Genomic DNA, 20,115 nt, shown 5'->3' on the forward strand with positions numbered 1-20,115 from the left:
ACTGTCAACCTATATTAGGACGGGACATTTGACGAACACGCTCACGTGTCAAACCAATTTCACGACCCACATCTTCGAGGGTTGAAGCCTCATGACCTAGCAGCCCAAAACGACGCGACAACACCTCACGCTGCTTAGGATTTAGCTCTTGTAACCACTGAACAATCGATTTTTTCATGTCATCGTCTTGCGTGGTGTACTCAGGGCCGTCTTGCTTCTCATCAGGAATAATATCCAATAGTGCTTTTTCTGAGTCACCACCAATAGGATTATCCACTGAACCTATCCGCTCATTGAGACGAAGCATACGGTTCACATCTTCTACCGGCTTATCAAGCTGAGCCGCAATGTCTTCAGCCGTCGGTTCATGATCAAGCTTTTGCGCCAATTCACGGGCAGTACGTAGGTATACATTTAACTCTTTGACCACATGGATCGGTAAGCGAATGGTACGTGTTTGATTCATGATGGCGCGTTCAATGGTTTGGCGGATCCACCACGTCGCATAGGTTGAGAAACGGAAACCACGCTCTGGGTCAAACTTCTCGACCGCGCGGATCAGGCCAAGGTTACCCTCTTCAACCAGATCTAACAGCGCCAGACCACGATTGGAATAACGACGGGAAATTTTCACCACCAAGCGGAGGTTGCTCTCAATCATACGCTTGCGAGCCACTTCGTCACCACGCAAAGCTCGGCGCGCGTACAGTACCTCTTCTTCCGCAGTTAGGAGCGGTGAAAAACCAATTTCACTCAGGTAAAGTTGGGTGGCATCTGAAGCCTTTGAGGTGGCCGCTTGTTGCTGAACAGCCTCCTCGACTTCTTCGACCACTTCTTCAGCTTGAGAACGCGCCTCAACGGTGTCGAACTCCACGTCTTGATTCAAGCCGTCCAGTCTCTTTGCGGTATTTGTTTGGCTCATAGCGCCTCCCTTATGACGTAGCAGCAAAGCAGAATTCGTTTCTGCTTTCACCGGCCCCGTCACATTGTGGCTGCGCGATATCACCTTGGTTTCCCTGTGCTACCGCTTTGGCAGATAATGCAACGGATTGACCGATTTTCCTTTGTAGCGAATTTCAAAATGCAACCGAACACTGTTTGCACCAGAACTGCCCATTGAAGCTATTTTTTGCCCCTTTTTGACAGTACGGCCTTCTGAAACATAGAACCTATCGTTGTGCGCATAAGCACTCAGATAATCATCATTGTGTTTCACTATTATTAATTTACCGTAACCTCGAAGTGCGCTTCCGGCGTACACGACTTTACCATCCGCCGCCGCCTGAATACCCTGTCCTCGTTGTCCAGCAATATCTATGCCCTTATTGCCTCGCTCTGTGCTAGAAAATCGGGACACCATCCGGCCTCTTGTTGGCCATTGCCAGCTTATCTGTTGGTTCGATGAGCTCGCGGTCCGCTTGTTAACATTTTTTTTACTTTTTGCTTTAGTTTGACTGTACCCCGACGAAGTCCCCGATTCAACGCTTTTTGTGCGTTCAGTCGCGGTTTTTGACTTATTTTTCTCCTCAAATTTGCTAAGTTCAGCGCTTTTTCTAGAAGATGCTGCTACTACACTTGCGCTTGCAGCCGAATTTGTAGCTGAGGCCACAGAAGCGGCACTTGATGCCGGTGTCGACACCAGAGAAGAAGAGCTCGATGTCGACGTCGCCACATCAGGACGCTGGTAGGCGGGCTTCCACAATGCTAGCGTCTGCCCGGGATAGATGGTGTAGGGGCGCTGTAAATCATTATGCTCGATGATGTCGTCGATATCGCGATCAGTGATGTAGGCGATGTAATAGAGGGTATCGCCCTTTTTCACTTCGTAATAACTGCCGCGATAGCTGCCTCTATCAACGCTGGTATAATCGGGGGTCACACTAGATACCGGTGCCGGCCCTCGCCAGGAGCAACCAGATAAAAAAACTAGTAGTGACAGAAAAAACGCGATTTTCATCTGTTTTAAAATACAGCTCCATCTCTGAGGCAGTTTATGCCAGCTCACCCGCAACAAGGGGAACAAATTTAACCGATTCAACTGTCTCGGTATGGAAAGCGGTTCCCTGGCGCGTGACCTTCATCAACGCTTGATCAGTATCGCCAATCGGGATAAGCATCACTCCGCCTTCATTCAGTTGATCACACAACGCCTCGGGTATCGTCGTCGCGGCAGCAGTCACCATGATGGCGTCATACGGACCTTTCGTTGGCCAACCTTGCCAGCCATCGCCGTGTTTGGTCGACACGTTATAAATATCCAATTGTTTTAAGCGTCGTTTGGCTAGCATTTGTAGTTGCTTGATCCGCTCGACAGAGTAAACATGATCCACCAAATTAGCGAGGATCGCCGTTTGATAACCGGAGCCCGTCCCAATTTCTAAAATGCGACTATCGCGTTGCAAATTGAGAAGTGATGTCATCTTAGCCACAATATAAGGTTGTGAAATGGTTTGTCCCCACCCTATGGGTAATGCATTGTTTCCATAAGCTTGGTGGGTCATGGCTTCAGAGACAAATAAGTGTCTGGGTACGGCCTGCATGGCACCGAGAACATCAGTGTCCGTCACACCTTGTTGCCGCAAAAATTGAATAAGTGATTGCGCTTGACTCAACGTCTGCTTCCTTTATCACTGAGTATTAATCGATTGATAGAGTCGCCGATCATTGCGGCTGACCCTCTGTAGCACGCCCAGCCGCTATTCTGTTAGCCACTGAGAGAACGCGCCAAGGGTATCGTGCGCGGTTAAATCCACTTGCAGTGGCGTAATAGAAACATATTGCCCGGCAATCGCATGGAAATCGGTCCCTGGCCCTGCATCTTGTGTTTTCCCCGGCGCTCCAATCCAGTATATCGGTTTGCCACGTGGATCGCTTTGCTTTATCACGTCTTCCGCATGATGACGAGCACCAAGGCGAGTCACTTTCCAACCTTCGAGGCTATCAATAGGCACATCAGGCACATTAATATTAATCAAACGGTGGCTCGGGGCCGCATGGCGCTGATTCTTTGCCAAAAACTGCTTCACTACATGGGCCGCGGTCTCAAAGTGTTGATGTCCGCAAAGCGAGACAGCAATGGCCGGTGCGCCCAGGAAGAATCCTTCAGTGGCCGCGGCGACAGTGCCCGAATACAGCACGTCATCACCTAAATTCGCACCATGATTAATCCCCGTGATCACAAAATCGGGCTCCCAAGGCAACAACTGGCGTAATGCTAAATGTACCGAGTCAGTGGGGGTGCCCTGAACAGCATAACGCTGAAGACCTAGCTCGCGCACACGTAAAGGGTTTTCTAAGGTGAGTGAGTTTGACGCACCTGAACAATTGCGATCAGGCGCGGCAACCACCACATCAGCGATGGTCGATAACGCCTCGGTCAAGGTTTGGATCCCTTGAGCATGGTAACCGTCGTCGTTACTAATCAATATTCGCATGGTGCTCTCCTTGTTGGCTTGCGACGACTAACTCCCGCATTACCGCAGTGGCAAATGCGCCAGCAGGTAAAAAGAAACTCACCGTTAATGTTTGGGCATCGTGCGTCCAAGTCATCGCTTGGGGAACTAAAACTATCCGACGACGATCGTGGCGCATGCGATTATCACGGATCAACGCGAGTAAGTCTGGCTCTTGATCCACTATGCGTTGCTCAAATTGCTCGGCATCGGCTGTGGTCGGCAAGGCATTATCCCCTGTTAATGGGGCGGTAATATGTTGCTGATGCTGTCCAGCTTGATCAATCACCTCAATCTGTTGCTGCTCATTCAAGCAAAGATCGCCCGCTAATGTTTGCTCAAACAAACCGGCTTCTAATCGGGCAGAAACGACGTGGTTAAACAATAATGCACGCGCTGCCGAGAGATAAAAGCTACGTTTATTTTTATCCCGTACTTTGTGCTCTCCCCGCCCCCATGCGCGAGCCGTCTCCACATTATTGCCACCACGACCAAATCGCTGTGCGCCGAAATAATTAGGAACCCCTTGTTTTGCAATCGCTTCAAGGCGTGGTATCAGAGCTTGCGGATCCTCCAGTTGACGGATACATAAAGTAAACTGATTCCCCGTCAAATCCCCCGGGCGTAGTTTGTGCTGGTGACGCGCAGTCCCTTCAATACTGACGACCCCTGGGTGCATCTCGACGAATTCACGTAAATCTGGATCGTCTTTACCTGGTAGGTGAACGCTAAACCATTGCTCAGTCACGGCATGTCTATCTTTGAGGCCCGCCCAACTCACTTGACGCGAGGTAACGCCGCAGGCTTTTGCCAGTTCATTGGCCACATATTTGGTGTTTTCACCCCGCTTTTTAATGCGTACCAGAAAGTGCTCACCTTGTCCGGAAGGCGAGAACCCCAAGGTTTCCGAGACAATAAAATCATCAGGGGTCGATTTTAACACCCCCGTTTGAGAGGGCTGGCCGTGTAGGTACGCCAGAGGAGTCAGTAAGTCTGTCATAGGACCTCTTTATTGAGTAATACGACCGCTTCACACGCGATACCTTCTTTTCGACCGGTAAACCCAAGGCGCTCCGATGTCGTGGCTTTGACATTGATGGTCTCCATCGCTGTGCAAAGATCCGCCGCAATGGCGGTACGCATTGCCTCGATATGCGGGCCCATTTTAGGGGCTTGAGCAATAATGGTGATGTCTGCATTACCAAGCTGGTAACCTTTAGAACGCACTTTGCTATAAACATCGCGCAGCAACATGCGACTATCGGCACCTTTCCATTCATCACTGGTATCAGGAAAGTGCTGACCAATATCACCCGCAGCAATCGCCCCCAGTAACGCATCGCAAAGCGCATGCAGGGCAACATCACCATCAGAATGAGCCACTAGGCCTTGTTCATAAGGCACAGCGACCCCACCGATGATGACGGGACCCTCGCCGCCAAATTTATGCACGTCGAACCCGTGTCCAATTCGAATCATGATTTGCCTTCTTGTTGTGAAAGGTAAAACTCCGCCAACCACTTATCTTCTGGGTGCGTGACCTTAATATTACTCGCACTCGCCGGGACAAGAACGGGCTGCCCGCCTATTGCTTCGACCGCGGAAGCCTCATCGGTGACGGTATCGTCCGCCTGAATAAGCGCTTGTTTGAGCGTTTGGGTTAAAAACATCTGTGGCGTCAGTGCATGCCAAAGCGCTTGGCGATCTACCGTGTACGCCACCCGACCTTGCGCATTGGCGCGCTTCATGGTGTCTCTCACAGGGGCCGCCAGTAAAGCGCCATCATCATGGGACTGAGCGTGAGTGATTAAAGCATCAATATCTGAATGAGTGATACAAGGCCGTGCTGCATCATGGACCATCACCCACTGCGTGGTGACCGCTTCCAATCCTGCTTGGACCGAGGTGGCACGTGTCGCCCCACCCAGTACAACCCGCACATTCGGGTGCTCACTTAAGCCTGTTTGTGCAAAATAAGTATCTTTAGCACCAATGGCAATGATCACTGTATTGATCGCCGGGTGCGACAATAAACGCTCAACGGTATGCTGAATAAGCATTTTGCCGGCTAAAGAGAGGTATTGTTTGGGACAGTCTGTCTGCATCCGACTACCCACGCCTGCCGCAGGGACTACCGCGCTGATACCAGGCAGCAAAGAGGTTTGTTCGACCACAATTTATCTTCTTCGGTTATACCGCTATCAAGCGATGAGTAGGTTATTGCGTTTTATCGACCAGTCGGAAAAAAGTCTCATCAGGTTTGATCATGCCAAGTTCGTTACGTGCACGCTCCTCTATTGCTTCTTGGCCACGCTTCAAGTCCGCAATCTCAGCATACATTTGCTGATTACGCGTCACTAATTTTTGGTTAGCTTGTTGCTGCACGGCGACATTCGCTTCAATTTGCCAATAATCCGTCACGCCATTTTTGCCTAACCACAGTTCGTACTGTAGCCAAACGAGCGTGAGAAATAGCGCAACCGATAGCAGCCTCATACCTGTACTCCTTCCAACATCGGCTCAACGTATTCACACAATGATTGTTAACCGCATAGGCTAGCGGATCAGCTAGCTGGTGTCATGGTTTTCCTAAATGAAAAAAGCCGCCCCGAGGGACGGCTTTATCGCAAAAAAGTGTCTAAACGCCGATTATTGGCCTTTCACTTCTTTTAGACCGTTGAACGGGGCTTTTTCGCCTAGCGCATCTTCGATACGAATAAGCTGGTTGTACTTAGCCACACGGTCAGAACGGCTCATCGAACCGGTTTTAATTTGGCCCGCTGCGGTACCAACCGCCAAGTCAGCGATGGTCGCATCTTCCGTTTCACCAGAACGGTGAGAGATCACGGCAGTGTAACCCGCGTCTTTCGCCATCTTGATTGCCGCCAAGGTTTCGGTCAAAGAACCGATTTGGTTGAATTTGATCAGGATAGAGTTCGCCACACCTTTGTCGATACCTTCTTTCAGGATCTTGGTGTTGGTTACGAACAGGTCATCACCCACTAGCTGAAGTTTGTCACCCAGCAGTTCAGTTTGGTGCTTAAAGCCGTCCCAATCTGACTCGTCGAGGCCGTCTTCGATAGACACGATTGGGTATTCTTCAGCCAGTTTCGCCAAGTAGTGGTTAAACTCTTCTGAAGTAAAGGTTTTACCTTCACCCTTCATGTTGTAGATGCCTTGCTCTTTGTCATAGAACTCAGACGCGGCACAGTCCATCGCTAAGGTAATGTCTTTACCCAGTTCGTAGCCTGCTTGCTCAACCGCTTCTTTAATCGCGGCAAGCGCAGCAGCGTTTGATTCGAGGTTAGGCGCGAAACCACCTTCATCACCGACTGCCGTGCTCAGGCCTTTGGCCTTCAGAACTTTTGCCAAGTTATGGAAGACTTCCGCACCGATGCGTAGTGCTTCTTTTAGGGTTTTAGCGCCCACTGGCTGGATCATGAACTCTTGGATATCAACGTTGTTATCCGCGTGCTCACCACCGTTAAGGATGTTCATCATTGGTAATGGCATAGAGAACTGACCGGCTGTGCCGTTTAGCTCAGCGATGTGCTCGAACAAAGGCATGCCTTTTGCGGCAGCAGCGGCTTTTGCGTTCGCCAAAGAGACCGCGAGGATTGCGTTCGCACCGAACTGAGATTTGTTCTCTGTACCGTCGAGATCAATCATCACTTGGTCGATATCGGCTTGGGCTTTTGCGTCTTTACCTTGCAGCGCTTCAGCGATTGGGCCATTAACGGCTTCAATGGCTTTGAGTACGCCTTTACCCATGAAACGTGACTTATCGCCATCACGCAGTTCTAGCGCTTCGCGAGAACCGGTAGAAGCACCAGATGGTGCCGCCGCCATACCGACGAAACCACCTTCTAGGTGAACTTCTGCTTCAACGGTTGGGTTACCGCGTGAATCAATGATTTCACGACCTAGAACTTTAACGATCTTAGACATTGTGATTCCTCTCGTCTGTCATTGTTTTTTAAAAAGTAAAAAGCGGCTGCCTACTAGGCCCACCGCTCGAATGTCGTTTATAGCTCACCGCGCTGTTTTTTGCCTGCAGCGGCAACAAATCCAGCAAATAGCGGATGCCCGTCACGCGGTGTCGATGTGAACTCTGGGTGGAATTGGCACGCCACAAACCATGGGTGTGCTGGGTTTTCTATGATTTCCACCAGCTTTTTATCGGCAGAAAGGCCTGAAATCGAAAGGCCGGCTTTTTCTAGTTGAGGGCGCAGCAGGTTATTCACTTCATAACGGTGACGATGACGCTCATGGATTTGAGTATTACCATAGAGCTGATGCGCTTTCGACCCTTCAGATAGATGACAAAGCTGCGCGCCTAAGCGCATCGTACCGCCGAGATCAGAGGTCTCACTGCGCTCTTCTACTTTGCCTTCTTCATCGACCCATTCAGTGATCAGACCAACCACTGGATATTTACTCTCTTTGTTAAACTCGGTCGAGTTTGCTCCTTCCATGCCCGCAACATTACGCGCGTATTCGATAAGAGCCACTTGCATGCCAAGACAAATGCCCAAGTAAGGCACTTTGTTTTCACGGGCATATTGTGCCGCGAGGATCTTGCCTTCCACGCCTCGGTCACCAAATCCGCCGGGAACTAGGATTGCATCCAAATCTTGCAGCATTTCAGAGCCACGCGTTTCAAGATCTTGAGAGTCTACATACTTGATGTTGACGGTCAGGCGGTTTTTCAACCCACCGTGCTTCAGGGCTTCATTGACGGACTTATACGCATCCGGCAACTCGATATATTTACCCACCATACCAATGGTCACTTCGCCCATTGGATTCGCATCTTCGTAGCTCACTTGCTCCCACTCTGACAAGTCAGCTTCTGCGGCTTCAATGCCAAAGCGGTTGCACACCAAATCATCCAACCCTTGTGAGCGAATAATCGATGGGATTTTATAGATGGAATCAACGTCTTTCATGGTGATAACGGCTTTTTCCGGCACATTACAGAACAGCGCAATTTTCGCGCGCTCGTTAGCCGGAATGGGTCGCTCGCTACGACACACCAACACGTCTGGCTGAATACCAATCGACAGTAGCTCTTTTACAGAATGCTGTGTCGGTTTGGTTTTTACTTCACCCGCCGCAGCCAAATAAGGGACTAATGTCAGATGCATGAACATCGCGTGTTCACGGCCTACTTGCACTGTCAGCTGACGAATGGCTTCCAAAAATGGCAGTGATTCAATATCACCGACCGTACCGCCAATTTCAACGATCACGATATCGTGACCCTCTCCACCCGCGATGATGCGATCTTTGATCGAGTTGGTGATGTGCGGGATAACCTGAATGGTGGCCCCCAGGTAATCTCCACGGCGCTCTTTACGCAGTACATCCGCATACACACGACCGGAGGTAAAATTATTACGCTTGGTCATTTTGGTACGAATAAAGCGCTCGTAGTGACCGAGATCGAGGTCGGTCTCTGCACCGTCTTCCGTGACGAACACTTCCCCATGCTGGGTAGGGCTCATTGTCCCTGGGTCAACGTTGATATAAGGGTCGAGTTTCATGATGGTGACGTTAAGGCCACGCGCTTCAAGAATGGCTGCTAATGAGGCTGCAGCAATACCCTTACCGAGGGAGGATACAACACCGCCCGTAACAAAAATGTAGTTCGTCGTCATGCTAAACCTGAGAGTTGGATTTAGAGGAAATTAATGAAGTTCTGGACGGGATATTATGATACCAGACCCCACTGACTCCCACAATGTGAAAGCTAACACACACACCCGTGTTTTTAATTGTCACAAATCAATTATGACAATTACAGAATATCGTCTTACTCGCGCTTTTTAACCGACTGCCATGTCGATTCTAGTTCATCTAACTGACATTGTTGAATGTTTTTCCCATCATCACGTAACTTCTTTTCAACATGACGAAAGCGACGTTCAAATTTTTGGTTCGCGTGACGTAATGCTTGCTCGGCATCAGTGCCTAAGTGGCGGGCCAAGTTCACAACCGAAAACAAGAGGTCGCCCATTTCTTCATCGACGCGAGCTTGATCAATGTGCACCTGAACGAGCTCTTGTTCAATTTCTTCAATCTCTTCCCGCACTTTATCTATGACCGGGGGCACCGTTGACCAATCAAATCCCACTCGCGCACACCGTTTTTGTAAATGATGAGCGCGTGTCAACGCGGGCAGACCTTGCGTGACGCCGTCTAATACGCTCATTGGCTGTGTCGAGGGGTTTTTCCCTGCACGTTCTTTCGCCTTAATGCCTTCCCAATCAGGCTCCATTAATGGCTGACCTTCAGCATCTTTGGGTCCAAACACATGAGGATGACGGCGCGTAAGCTTGTCGCAAATAGCACCGACCACCTCATCAAAATCAAACTGATTTTCTTCCCGTCCCAATTGACTGTAGAACACGATTTGAAAAAGGAGGTCGCCCAGCTCATCTTTTAGGTCTGACCAGTTTTCACGTTCAATCGCATCCGCCACTTCGTAGGCTTCTTCCAGCGTGTGCGGCACAATAGTGGCGAAGGTTTGTGCTTTATCCCAGTCGCAACCATTTTGGGGATCACGTAACGTCGCCATAATAGAAAGTAACTTGTTGATCGATGCCATATGCGTCCTTTGTAAGGAAAACGCCCTGTCAAAACAGGGCGAGGAGAGGAGGTTAACGAAGGCGCTTGGCTTCTATCACATCTTTGACTTGCTCAAGCCGGTTAACAATGCGACTTAAGGTGTCTAGATCAGAAATTTCCAAGTCAAAGTCCATAATGGACATCTGCTTTTTATAATCAATGCGACTTTGCATCCCCGCCACACGCGCTTTCTCGTTGCTTAACACGTTATTGATATCTTTGACCAGTCCGGTTCGCTCGTTTGCAGAAAGGCGAATGCGTACATGGTATTGACCAATATGGCCTTTTCCCCACACCGTTGCGATAATCCGCTCTGGCGCATGATGGCTAAGTTCATTAAGTTGCTCGCAATCCGCACGGTGCACAGATATACCCCGCCCTTGAGTGACAAACCCTTTGATATCATCGCCCGGTAACGGCTGGCAACAACGGGCGAGGTGCGTCATTAAGTTATCGACCCCTTCGACAACCACAGCATCGCGGTGGGCCTTACCGGTGCTCGGCTTTTGTTCGCTTTGTTGCAGTTTCTCTAACAACTGCTGCTCTTCTTCCTCCAAGCTCGGTTTATTAATCAGACCATTAATATGATTTACCACCTGATTAATGCGCAAATCGCCGCTCCCAACCCCTGCATAGAGTTCGTCAAGCGTGTTCACATTAAACCGTTTTAGCGCCAAGTTCGCATCTTTACTGATGCCGCCTATTTTCTGCAACTCGGTATCTAAGATCTCCTTGCCTGCGGCAATGTTCTTGTCTTTGTCTTGCTTACGGAACCAAGCATTTATTTTGGCACGCGCGCGACCGGAATTGACAAAACCATGGCTTGGGTTGAGCCAGTCACGTGAAGGATTAGGCTCTTTTTGGGTAATAATTTCTACCTGATCGCCCATCTGTAGATGATAGGTGAAAGGAACGATACGCCCTTCTACCTTGGCACCAATACAACGGTGCCCCACTTCTGAGTGGATATGATAAGCAAAATCTAATGGCGTCGCACCGTTTGGTAAGTCCACCACATCGCCACGCGGGGTAAAGGCGTAAACCCGATCATCAAAGACCTGACTACGCAATTCGTCCAGCATCTCACCGGAGTCAGACATTTCTTCTTGCCACGCCAGTAGTTTACGCAGCCAGGTGATCTTCTCATCGTATCCACTACGGCCACTAGCAGCGCCTTCTTTGTATTTCCAGTGCGCTGCGACCCCCAGCTCAGCATCATCATGCATTTGCTTGGTGCGGATTTGGATTTCAACCGGTTTTCCTTCAGGCCCTAGTACCACGGTGTGAATGGACTGATAGCCGTTCGGTTTTGGATTAGCGACGTAATCATCAAACTCTTTCGGCAGATGACGGAACTGCGTATGCACAGCTCCAAGCGCGGCATAACAATCCTGTAATTCCTCGGCAATGATGCGAACAGCACGTACGTCAAACAACTCATCAAACTGCAGGTTTTTCTTCTGCATTTTTCGCCAGATGCTGTAAATGTGCTTGGGTCGCCCATAGACTTTCGCATTGATATGAGAGGCTTCCATTGCCTGCTGCAGACCTTCAACAAAAGCGCTGATATAACTTTCTCGATCGATCCGTCGTTCAGCTAATTGCTTAGCAATTTGCTTATACGTTTGCGCATGCTGATAACGGAACGCGTAATCTTCCAGCTCCCACTTTAGCTGACCAATCCCTAATCGGTTCGCTAAAGGCGCATAGATGTTAGCACTCTCTTTCGCGGCTTGTTGGCGAACAGGTTCCGAGGCATCCTTCACTTCACGTAAGTGACAAACACGCTCAGCCAGCTTAATCACCACACAACGGAAGTCTTCCACCATGGATAACAACATGCGACGCACATTATCGACCTGAGAAGAGGTCGCCTCGTCATCCGTTTGGGTGTTTAGGTGACGAATTGCCGCCGTTTGCTGGACGCCACGGATGAGGTTGACGATCGATGTTGAGTAGGTGTCAGAGAGGGTCTCCAAGGTCACCAGTTTTGCCTCAACCACAGGGAAAAGCAACGCAGCCAACAAGGTGTCTGCATCCATGCTCAACATCACCAGGATTTCAATCATCTCTCTGCCTCGCCACAAAGGTAGGCGGAGCGCTGATTCCTCCTCGCTCAATGATCGGCAATATTGATAACCATCCAGCAAGGCTTGTGTCGTGGATGGATCCTGCCCGAGTCGCCTGACCCAAGTATTCAGATCAAACGCTTCGTCTTCGTGTAGGTGGGCTTCTCGTACCGCAACCATAAGTGTTCCTATCCTTAAATCTCTCGTCCTGACAAGAGAGGCGTGCCCATATCGACAGGCCACTGAAAGCCTATGCCCGTTTTTTTGCCACCGGCTTAAATAAGGCCATCGACTCCATATGTCCTGTGTGTGGAAACATATCTAACATTCCAAGCTTGACCAACGCGTAGCCCTTCTCTAGGAGTACGCGAGTATCACGTGCCAGCGTCGCGGGGTTACAGGACACATAAACAATATGTGAAGCGCTAGATTGTGCCACAAAGTCTATAACACCCACAGCCCCTGCGCGTGCGGGATCGAGTAAGATTTTAGTAAAATCAGTGTGAGTCCAGTCCCCGACTAAGGCATCGTTGTCTAAGTCGGCCTGATAAAAGTGCGCATTATCACAGCCGTTCGCCAACGCATTGCCTATGGCTTGGTTGACCATCGCTTGTACACCTTCAACCCCAACAACATGGTTAGCCTGTTTGGCGATAGGCACACTAAAATTACCCAATCCACAGAAGAGATCCAAGACGTCATCATCCTCACTGAGATCTAGCCACTCGATAGCTTGGCGTACCATGCCTTCATTTATCTCAGGGTTGACTTGAATAAAATCATTTGGCTCAAACGCCAACCGACACTCCGCCACTTGATAATATGGCGCAGGCCCAGCGACACGCTCGGGTTCAGCATCTCCTTGATGCAAGTAAAGCGTACATGCTTCTGTCTTCGCCCAGGCACAGAGAGCTTGATAATCCTCGTGATGTAAGGCTTTGGTCGTACGCACAGACACGACACGGGTATTGTCAGCATCAATTAAGTCGAGGTGCCCCAATATCCGTCGACCACGTAGACCATCTAAGCAAGCTCGAAGTCGCGACAGCAACACGTTCAAAGGATCGCTTAACACCGGGCAGTGGCTAACATCAATAATCGCACTGCGTTGGCGCGCACGAAACCCCATCGTCAAGGCCCCTTTTTTGTCGATCTGCAAACTGATACGCGCACGACGGCGATATTGCCAAGGTGTCCCTACCATCGGTGTTGATAAGGTCGGATCATCGCCCGCAATTTTTTGCATGAGTTCGTTCAGGGTTTGCTGCTTGTGTACCACCTGACCGTCATGGCTGAGATGCTGAAGACTACATCCTCCACACTGTTGATAGAGTGGGCATCCAGGTTCAACACGCTGTGTCGCATGGTTATCGAGTTTTATCAACTTGCCACGCGCATACTGCCGCTTTTGCTCCGTCAGCTGAACTAAAGCTTGTTCGCCAGGTAGCGTACCAGGAATAAACACGGGCTTTTTCTGCCAAAAGCCGACCCCATCACCATGATGGTCTAACCGTTTTATCGTCAACAGCTGATGCTTTTGCTCAACGTTTTTCTTTTTCTCGGGTTTAAAAAAGCGCGCCATTTTTGATTCCAGTGTTAAAAGCTTGTCGCCAAGCGAGTCAAGAGATCCTGCCAGTGGGAGTTGTGATAGTTCGCTGACTATTTTGTGATTGAATCATGTACACTGGCGCTAATTGTCGTGATTATTTTCCCATAGTTTATCTAGCATGACCAAATATGGCCTCCGCACCCGTGTTTCCGTTCTGACCATTGCACCGACGTTAATTGTCGGCTTACTACTGAGCGCGTTTTTTACCAGCACCCGCTACCAGGACCTTGAGCAGCAGCTGACGGTCACCGGCTCTGCCATCATTGAGCCCCTGGCAATTGCCAGCGAAGTCGGATTAAAAAATGATAGCCGTGAAAATGTGCGCCGATTAATTGGCTTTGCCCACCGCCAGCACTCGCAGTTTGTGCGCAGTATTGCTGTTTTCGATCGCAGAAATGAACTCTTTGTGACCTCGAACTATCACCGTGATCTTGCCATGCTCTCAGTCAACAGCGGCCAACCCATCCCGACTCAACTACAGATAAGCCAACAACAAGATACCTTAATCCTACGCGCCCCTATCCTGGAAATAGGGCGCTTTACGCCCGGGCTCAATGTCGAACGCCCACTCGGCTATATTGCCATGGAGTTGGATTTAAGTTCGGTGCGATTAAAGCAATACCAAGAGATGATCACCGCACTGGTGATGGTGGCATTGGGCGGGATACTGTCGTGCTTTTTTGCCTATCGCTTAATTGCCGATGTGACCCACCCGATTGGCAACATGGTCACCTTGGTCGATAGAATTCGACGCGGCCACCTCGATGTGAGGATTGAAGGCGAGCTACTTGGTGAGCTCGACACCTTGAAAAACGGCATCAATGCGATGGCGATTTCGTTGTCGGAATACCATTTAGAAATGCAGCAGAGCATTGATCAAGCGACCTGTGATCTACGCGAAACCCTCGAGCAGCTTGAAATTCAAAACGTTGAGCTCGATATCGCCAAGAAAAACGCCCAAGAGGCGGCACGGGTCAAATCTGAGTTCTTGGCCAATATGTCACATGAGTTGCGTACTCCGCTGAACGGGGTGATTGGCTTTACCCGTCAAATGCTCAAAACCGAGTTGAGTAGTAGCCAACGTGACTATTTGCTCACCATTGAAAAATCGGCCAACAACCTACTCACCATCATCAATGATATTTTAGACTTCTCCAAATTGGAAGCTGGCAAACTGCTGCTGGAGAATATCCCCTTTGATGTTCAAGACATGCTCGATGAGGTGATGCGTCTGCTTGCGCCCATGGCACACGAGAAAAGCCTCGAGCTCACTTTACGCACCGATGCACGTATTCCTGCTGGTGCTGTGGGCGATCCACTGCGTATTCAACAAGTACTGATTAACCTCATTGGTAACGCGGCTAAATTTACTGAGCGCGGTAATATTGATGTCAGTGTCGACCTCAAGCAGCTTCACGATGAAACCGTTGAGCTACAGTTAATGGTCAAAGATACCGGTATTGGCATTTCCGAGCGCCAGCAAGCACAACTTTTCCAAGCCTTTAGGCAGGCGGATGCCAGCATCTCACGTCGTTATGGCGGCACTGGACTTGGTCTCGTCATCACCCAAAAGCTGGTGCAACAAATGGGTGGCGACATTGGCTTTACCAGTCGTCTTCACCAAGGGTCGTCGTTCTGGTTTACGCTCCAGCTAACACAAACCGATTTACCGGTTTCTCAACCGCTCGATATTGAGCCCTTGGTGGGTCGCGATATCGTGATCATCGAGCCGAATGCCCGCACCCGAGAAATTTTGCGTAAGCGCCTGACGCAAGTGGGACTAAATGTCGATACCGCCTCAGGCACCAATGTGCTCACCGATCGCCACTACCACTTTGCGCTCCTGTGTTTTGACGCGGGGAGCATGCCGGATCTGAATGCGATGCAACAAGCCGTTCGCGTCTGTGAAACGCAAGCACAATCGGTGGTAGTTTGTCTTCCCACCACGGAATTAGAAGCCTCTGAGCACCTTTTAAAAGCTGGGGTGAGAGCATGCATTGCCAAGCCTATCCCGCAGCGTAAACTGCTAGAAGCTTTAATTGGCTCGCCGGAGCCCACGCCTTTACCCTTGCCCAAACCGAGTGCCACGCAAAAAGCGCCTTATACGGTGATGACCGTCGATGATAATCCCGCCAACTTAAAGCTGATCACCGCATTGCTCGCTGAACGGGTCGAGAAAGTGGTCACGGCTGAAGATGGCGTTAAAGCCGTCTCTCTTGCGCATCAGCAGGCGTTTGACATTATTTTAATGGACATTCAAATGCCAGAAATGGACGGCGTCACCGCCAGCCAGGAAATTCGTAAAGCTGGCTTTAACCAGCAAACGCCAATTATTGCCGTCACCGCCCATGCAATGCCCGGTGAACGTGAGCGCCTCCTGGAAGCAGGCATGGACGATTACCTCACCAAGCCCATTGAAGAGGCGATGTTAGAAAGCACCCTCGCACGTTGGCTACAACTGGATGATCCGCTCACGGCCCATCACCAAGCGACCCCATTATCCGTGAGTCAAGATCAAAGTGCCAAACACCTTGATTGGCAACGTGCACTTCATCAAGCCGCCGGTAAAGCCGATTTAGCCAAAGAGATGCTAGAGATGCTACTGGCTTCCTTTGTGCCAGTGAAAAAGACAGTGACGAGTGCACTGAGCGGGGAGAGTGATACCGATAGCTTATGGCAAGCCATCCACAAACTGCACGGTAGCTGTGCCTACAGCGGCGTACCACAGCTTAAGGCTCTCTGTAATGAGTTAGAAACACAGCTTAAAGCTGGGCGGGATATCGACGCGGTTGAGCCTGAGCTTTTAGAGCTACAAGATGAGATTGCGCACATTGAACAACTCGCGCCACAATACCTAGACACCCCTCAAGGCTGTTAAACGTGAGCGGTCAGCGACACCCCATGACGTGTGCATGGGGTTAGCCTGTTTCCAGTACCACGTAGGCCACTGCATAGGCTTTTTCGTCAGAGAGTGTGAGCCAACAGTGCTCAACGCCACGTTCACGTGCCAGCTGAGCTGCACGGCCCGATAAAGTCAAAACAGGTTGCCCTGAAGGCTGATTAGTAATGATAAAATCATGGAAGGTCACGCCATTGGCAATGCCTGTGCCCAAGGCTTTCGCCGCCGCCTCTTTAGCAGCAAACCGCTTAGCTAGGTAACGCGCTGGCGCTTGATGTGTTGCCATATAAGCTTGCTCGCTGTCGGTAAGGATGCGTGCGGCAAAGCGCGATTGGCGTGCGAAGGCTTTTTCAACACGCGCAATATCAACAATATCTGTCCCAACCCCGACAATGGCCATTTAGTGACGCGCCGCTTCCATAATCGCCTTCATGTCAGCAACGGCTTTTTGCAAGCCATCGAACATGGCACGGCCAATGATCGCATGACCGATATTTAGCTCGTGCATCTCTGGCATGGCTGCAATCGGGGTGACGTTATGATAGGTCAACCCATGGCCCGCATTCACTTTTATGCCGAGATCTACAGCAGAGCTCGCCGCGGCAGAAATCTTTTTCAGCTCAGCTTGGCGATCGTTGTCGTTAGTGGCATCGGCATAATGGCCCGTATGCAACTCAATAAAAGGGGCGCCACACTGGTGAGCCGCTTCGATTTGCTTACGATCGGCATCAATGAATAACGAGACCTTGATCCCCGCCTCTGTTAGCCTCTGAGTCGCTGCTTTCACTTTATCCAGCTGACCAGCAACATCTAGGCCACCTTCGGTGGTAAGCTCTTCACGCTTTTCCGGTACCAAGCAGACAAATTCAGGTTGAGTCTCGATTGCTATCTCTACCATTTCATCGGTAACGGCCATTTCTAAGTTCATGCGCGTTTGTAGCGTCTCTTTGAGCAAGCGCACATCGCGATCGGTAATATGGCGACGATCTTCTCGCAGATGTACAGTGATCCCCGCAGCCCCCGCTCGCTCGGCTAATTCCGCAGCATGAACAGGGTCTGGGTACGCCGTCCCGCGTGCATTACGAACCGTGGCGATGTGGTCAATGTTCACACCCAAGTAAATTTTATCCATGATTATTTCCTTCTAAACAATTCTCTGCTTTTGAGCGGCTTGGGACCAAGATAGGGCTTGAGCGCCATTCGAGTAAAACGCTTCGCTGCGCGCAACTGGGCAACCGTTTCAAAGTGTCGAGTCGCCAGTGCTCGAAGATCAGCACCGGTAAATTGCCGATGTTGGCTCTTCATGATGGACGCGACAAAGCCTTGCTGCTCGCGGTATAGATACGTCATGTTATCGTTAATCGGGGCACCGCTACCAGCACAATAAGAAAAATCAACGCCATAGCCTAACGCTTCGAGTAACGCGAGCTCAAAGCAGCGTAGTGCTGGCTCAGGGTTGTGATAACGAGCGAGTTGGGTCAACGCCGTGACATAGTCGAGGAATAACGCCGGGTAAGGGATGTGAGGCTCAAGCACCCGCATCACCAGCTCATTAAGGTAGAAGCCGGAGTAAAGGGCGTTGCCCGATAAAGGCAGTCCGAGACCGGTCGCCTCGGCACTTCTCAGCGTACGTAGCTCGCCCCGCCCTCCCCATTTAAGCAGCAAAGGCGTAAAAGGCTGTAACGCCCCTTTTATTGCCGAGCGGGGTCGGCGGGCGCCTTTCGCAAGGAGGGTGACGCGTCCTTCATGTTCTGAAAACACATCTAAGAGCAGACTCGATTCACTATAGGGGCGCGTATGTAGCACAAATCCACGTTGAAACCCGTCCACTCAAACCCTCCTGAGTGCGTACACCCGATGAGCGGGTTGCTTAAAGATCGTCGATATAGCCTAAGCTACGCAGTGCGCGTTCGTCATCTGCCCAGCCGGATTTTACTTTAACCCACAGCTCAAGGTAGACCTTGCGCTCATAAAGCTCTTCCATATCTAAGCGTGCTTCCCGGCCAATACGTTTGATCTTTTCTCCGCCTTTACCAATGACCATTTTCTTTTGGCCATGACGCTCAACCAAAATGAGGCCATTGATATGAAAGCCGTCAGTTGATGCATTATAATCAAAACGCTCAATTTCAACGGTGACCGAATAAGGCAACTCTTCGCCGGTAAAGCGCATTAGCTTTTCTCGGATTATTTCAGAAGCCATAAAACGCTGAGAACGATCAGTGACATACTCTTCGGGGAAGTAAAATTCACTTTCAGGCAACGCATCACGCACACGTTGCTCAACCACGTCGATATTGGTACCGCTCTTGGCCGAAACAGGGATCACATCCACAAACTCCATCTTGTTTGATAACGTCTGTAGGTGAGGAAAGAGCTCTGTTTTCTCTTTCACATTGTCCACTTTATTGACCAGTAAGACAGTCGGTAGGCCTGAACGCGCTAGCTTGTTCAGCACCATTTCATCGTCTGGCGTCCAGTGCGTGCCATCAACCAAGAAGAGCACCAATTCCACATCCGTTAACGAGCTGTTTGCGGCCCGGTTCATCAGACGGTTAATGGCGCGCTTTTCTTCAATATGAAGCCCAGGCGTATCCACATAAACAGCCTGGTAATTATCACGGGTATCCACCCCCATGATGCGATGGCGTGTCGTCTGTGGTTTACGCGAGGTGATGGAGAGCTTCTGTCCCACCAAACGATTCAATAATGTCGATTTCCCTACATTGGGGCGGCCGACAATGGCAATAAAGCCGCAGCGCTGTGTCTCAGTCATTATGTCAACTTCTGTAATGCGAGTTCTGCAGCCGCTTGCTCTGCCTTGCGGCGACTGCTACCTTTTCCAATCACAGAACGCTCCAGTCCTGATACTTGGCACTCCACCGTAAATTCTTGGTTGTGTGCCTCACCACGTACTTTCATCACCGTGTAAGACGGTAAGGGTTGACGTTTACCCTGTAAGAGCTCTTGCAGGCGGGTCTTGGGATCCTTTTGACTCGCACCAGGTTCAATGGTATCTAAGCGATTCTGATACCAGAGCAAAATAATGTCTCTCGCCTTATTGATATCACTATCTAAAAAGATAGCGCCAATTAACGCTTCTACGGCGTCAGCGAGAATCGAGTCACGACGGAATCCGCCACTTTTAAGTTCTCCTGGGCCAAGGCGCATGACTTCGCCCAGAGAAAACTCGCGCCCAATCTCTGCCAGTGTATTGCCTCGCACCAAGGTGGCACGCATTCGACTCATGTCTCCTTCATCCACTTTCGGGAAACGATGATAAAGCTCTTCGGCAATCACGAAACTTAAGATTGAGTCCCCTAAAAACTCAAGACGCTCATTGTGGGTACCATTGGCACTGCGGTGAGTCAGTGCCAGTTCAAGTAAGGCCGCGTTGCTAAACTGATAGCCAGTATCACGCTGCAATTTATCTGTTAGTTTTGTCATCATAGTCCA

General features: G+C 50.2%; 19 protein-coding genes. 1 reads left to right on the plus strand and 18 read right to left on the minus strand.

The annotated features are described in order from the left end of the window. Positions 1 to 4 precede the first annotated feature (4 nt). From rpoS to rlmD, 13 genes are all read right to left on the minus strand, one after another. Positions 5 to 922: an RNA polymerase sigma factor RpoS gene (gene rpoS, locus BUQ98_RS08505; protein ID WP_083605236.1), complete on the minus strand. Its 918-nt coding sequence runs from the start codon at positions 920 to 922 to the stop codon at positions 5 to 7. A 99-nt stretch (positions 923 to 1,021) separates the two neighbouring features. Beyond that, positions 1,022 to 1,957, minus strand: a complete 936-nt coding sequence (locus BUQ98_RS08510) for a peptidoglycan DD-metalloendopeptidase family protein (RefSeq protein ID WP_074213357.1) — start codon at positions 1,955 to 1,957, stop codon at positions 1,022 to 1,024. 34 nt (positions 1,958 to 1,991) lie between these two features. Then, positions 1,992 to 2,612, minus strand: a complete 621-nt coding sequence (locus BUQ98_RS08515; protein WP_074213358.1) for a protein-L-isoaspartate(D-aspartate) O-methyltransferase — start codon at positions 2,610 to 2,612, stop codon at positions 1,992 to 1,994. Positions 2,613 to 2,696: 84 nt separating this feature from the next. Further along, positions 2,697 to 3,434 (minus strand): 5'/3'-nucleotidase SurE, encoded by a 738-nt coding sequence (gene surE, locus BUQ98_RS08520; protein ID WP_074213359.1) that lies wholly within the window; start codon positions 3,432 to 3,434, stop codon positions 2,697 to 2,699. Further along, a complete protein-coding gene (gene truD / locus BUQ98_RS08525; protein WP_074213360.1) occupies positions 3,418 to 4,452 on the minus strand; it encodes a tRNA pseudouridine(13) synthase TruD in 1,035 nt (344 codons plus the stop codon). The genes surE and truD overlap by 17 nt, the downstream gene beginning before the upstream one ends. After that, positions 4,449 to 4,931 carry a 2-C-methyl-D-erythritol 2,4-cyclodiphosphate synthase gene (gene ispF / locus BUQ98_RS08530; protein ID WP_074213361.1) on the minus strand — a complete coding sequence of 161 codons (483 nt, stop codon included), beginning with the start codon at positions 4,929 to 4,931 and terminating at the stop codon, positions 4,449 to 4,451. The genes truD and ispF overlap by 4 nt, the downstream gene beginning before the upstream one ends. Next, positions 4,928 to 5,605 (minus strand): 2-C-methyl-D-erythritol 4-phosphate cytidylyltransferase, encoded by a 678-nt coding sequence (gene ispD, locus BUQ98_RS08535; RefSeq protein ID WP_139294725.1) that lies wholly within the window; start codon positions 5,603 to 5,605, stop codon positions 4,928 to 4,930. The genes ispF and ispD overlap by 4 nt, the downstream gene beginning before the upstream one ends. Positions 5,606 to 5,669: 64 nt before the next feature. After that, entirely contained in the window at positions 5,670 to 5,948 is a 279-nt protein-coding gene (gene ftsB / locus BUQ98_RS08540; RefSeq protein ID WP_074213363.1) for a cell division protein FtsB, read from the minus strand. Positions 5,949 to 6,101: 153 nt separating this feature from the next. Then, positions 6,102 to 7,400: a phosphopyruvate hydratase gene (gene eno, locus BUQ98_RS08545; protein ID WP_074213364.1), complete on the minus strand. Its 1,299-nt coding sequence runs from the start codon at positions 7,398 to 7,400 to the stop codon at positions 6,102 to 6,104. A 77-nt stretch (positions 7,401 to 7,477) separates the two neighbouring features. Then, on the minus strand, positions 7,478 to 9,112 hold the full coding sequence (locus BUQ98_RS08550) for a CTP synthase (RefSeq protein WP_074213365.1): 1,635 nt from the start codon (positions 9,110 to 9,112) through the stop codon (positions 7,478 to 7,480). A 155-nt stretch (positions 9,113 to 9,267) separates the two neighbouring features. Further along, on the minus strand, positions 9,268 to 10,062 hold the full coding sequence (mazG, locus tag BUQ98_RS08555; RefSeq protein ID WP_074213366.1) for a nucleoside triphosphate pyrophosphohydrolase: 795 nt from the start codon (positions 10,060 to 10,062) through the stop codon (positions 9,268 to 9,270). A gap of 52 nt (positions 10,063 to 10,114) precedes the next feature. Next, a complete protein-coding gene (gene relA / locus BUQ98_RS08560) occupies positions 10,115 to 12,331 on the minus strand; it encodes a GTP diphosphokinase (protein ID WP_074213367.1) in 2,217 nt (738 codons plus the stop codon). 70 nt (positions 12,332 to 12,401) lie between these two features. Next, the gene (rlmD, locus tag BUQ98_RS08565; RefSeq protein WP_074213368.1) at positions 12,402 to 13,733 is read right to left on the minus strand and encodes a 23S rRNA (uracil(1939)-C(5))-methyltransferase RlmD; all 1,332 of its coding nucleotides are present in this window, start codon (positions 13,731 to 13,733) and stop codon (positions 12,402 to 12,404) included. Between the two features lie 145 nt (positions 13,734 to 13,878). Here rlmD and barA point away from each other — a divergent pair, with 145 nt between their 5' ends. Further along, positions 13,879 to 16,638, plus strand: coding sequence for a two-component sensor histidine kinase BarA (gene barA, locus BUQ98_RS08570; RefSeq protein WP_074213369.1), 2,760 nt, complete (start codon positions 13,879 to 13,881; stop codon positions 16,636 to 16,638). A gap of 40 nt (positions 16,639 to 16,678) precedes the next feature. On the opposite strand, the gene acpS is transcribed toward barA, so the two are convergent. Genes acpS through rnc form a run of 5 tightly spaced genes read right to left on the minus strand, consistent with a single transcriptional unit; the run spans position 16,679 to position 20,106 of the window. Beyond that, positions 16,679 to 17,059, minus strand: a complete 381-nt coding sequence (gene acpS / locus BUQ98_RS08575) for a holo-ACP synthase (protein ID WP_074213370.1) — start codon at positions 17,057 to 17,059, stop codon at positions 16,679 to 16,681. Next, on the minus strand, positions 17,060 to 17,791 hold the full coding sequence (gene pdxJ / locus BUQ98_RS08580) for a pyridoxine 5'-phosphate synthase (RefSeq protein ID WP_074213371.1): 732 nt from the start codon (positions 17,789 to 17,791) through the stop codon (positions 17,060 to 17,062). It lies immediately after the preceding gene. 2 nt (positions 17,792 to 17,793) lie between these two features. Further along, positions 17,794 to 18,489: a DNA repair protein RecO gene (gene recO / locus BUQ98_RS08585; RefSeq protein ID WP_074213372.1), complete on the minus strand. Its 696-nt coding sequence runs from the start codon at positions 18,487 to 18,489 to the stop codon at positions 17,794 to 17,796. Between the two features lie 40 nt (positions 18,490 to 18,529). Beyond that, positions 18,530 to 19,435: a GTPase Era gene (gene era / locus BUQ98_RS08590; protein ID WP_074213373.1), complete on the minus strand. Its 906-nt coding sequence runs from the start codon at positions 19,433 to 19,435 to the stop codon at positions 18,530 to 18,532. Beyond that, the gene (gene rnc / locus BUQ98_RS08595) at positions 19,435 to 20,106 is read right to left on the minus strand and encodes a ribonuclease III (RefSeq protein ID WP_074213374.1); all 672 of its coding nucleotides are present in this window, start codon (positions 20,104 to 20,106) and stop codon (positions 19,435 to 19,437) included. The genes era and rnc overlap by 1 nt, the downstream gene beginning before the upstream one ends. Positions 20,107 to 20,115: the final 9 nt, after the last annotated feature.

The organism is Salinivibrio sp. ES.052 (assembly GCF_900141775.1).
Taxonomy (GTDB): Bacteria; Pseudomonadota; Gammaproteobacteria; order Enterobacterales; family Vibrionaceae; genus Salinivibrio.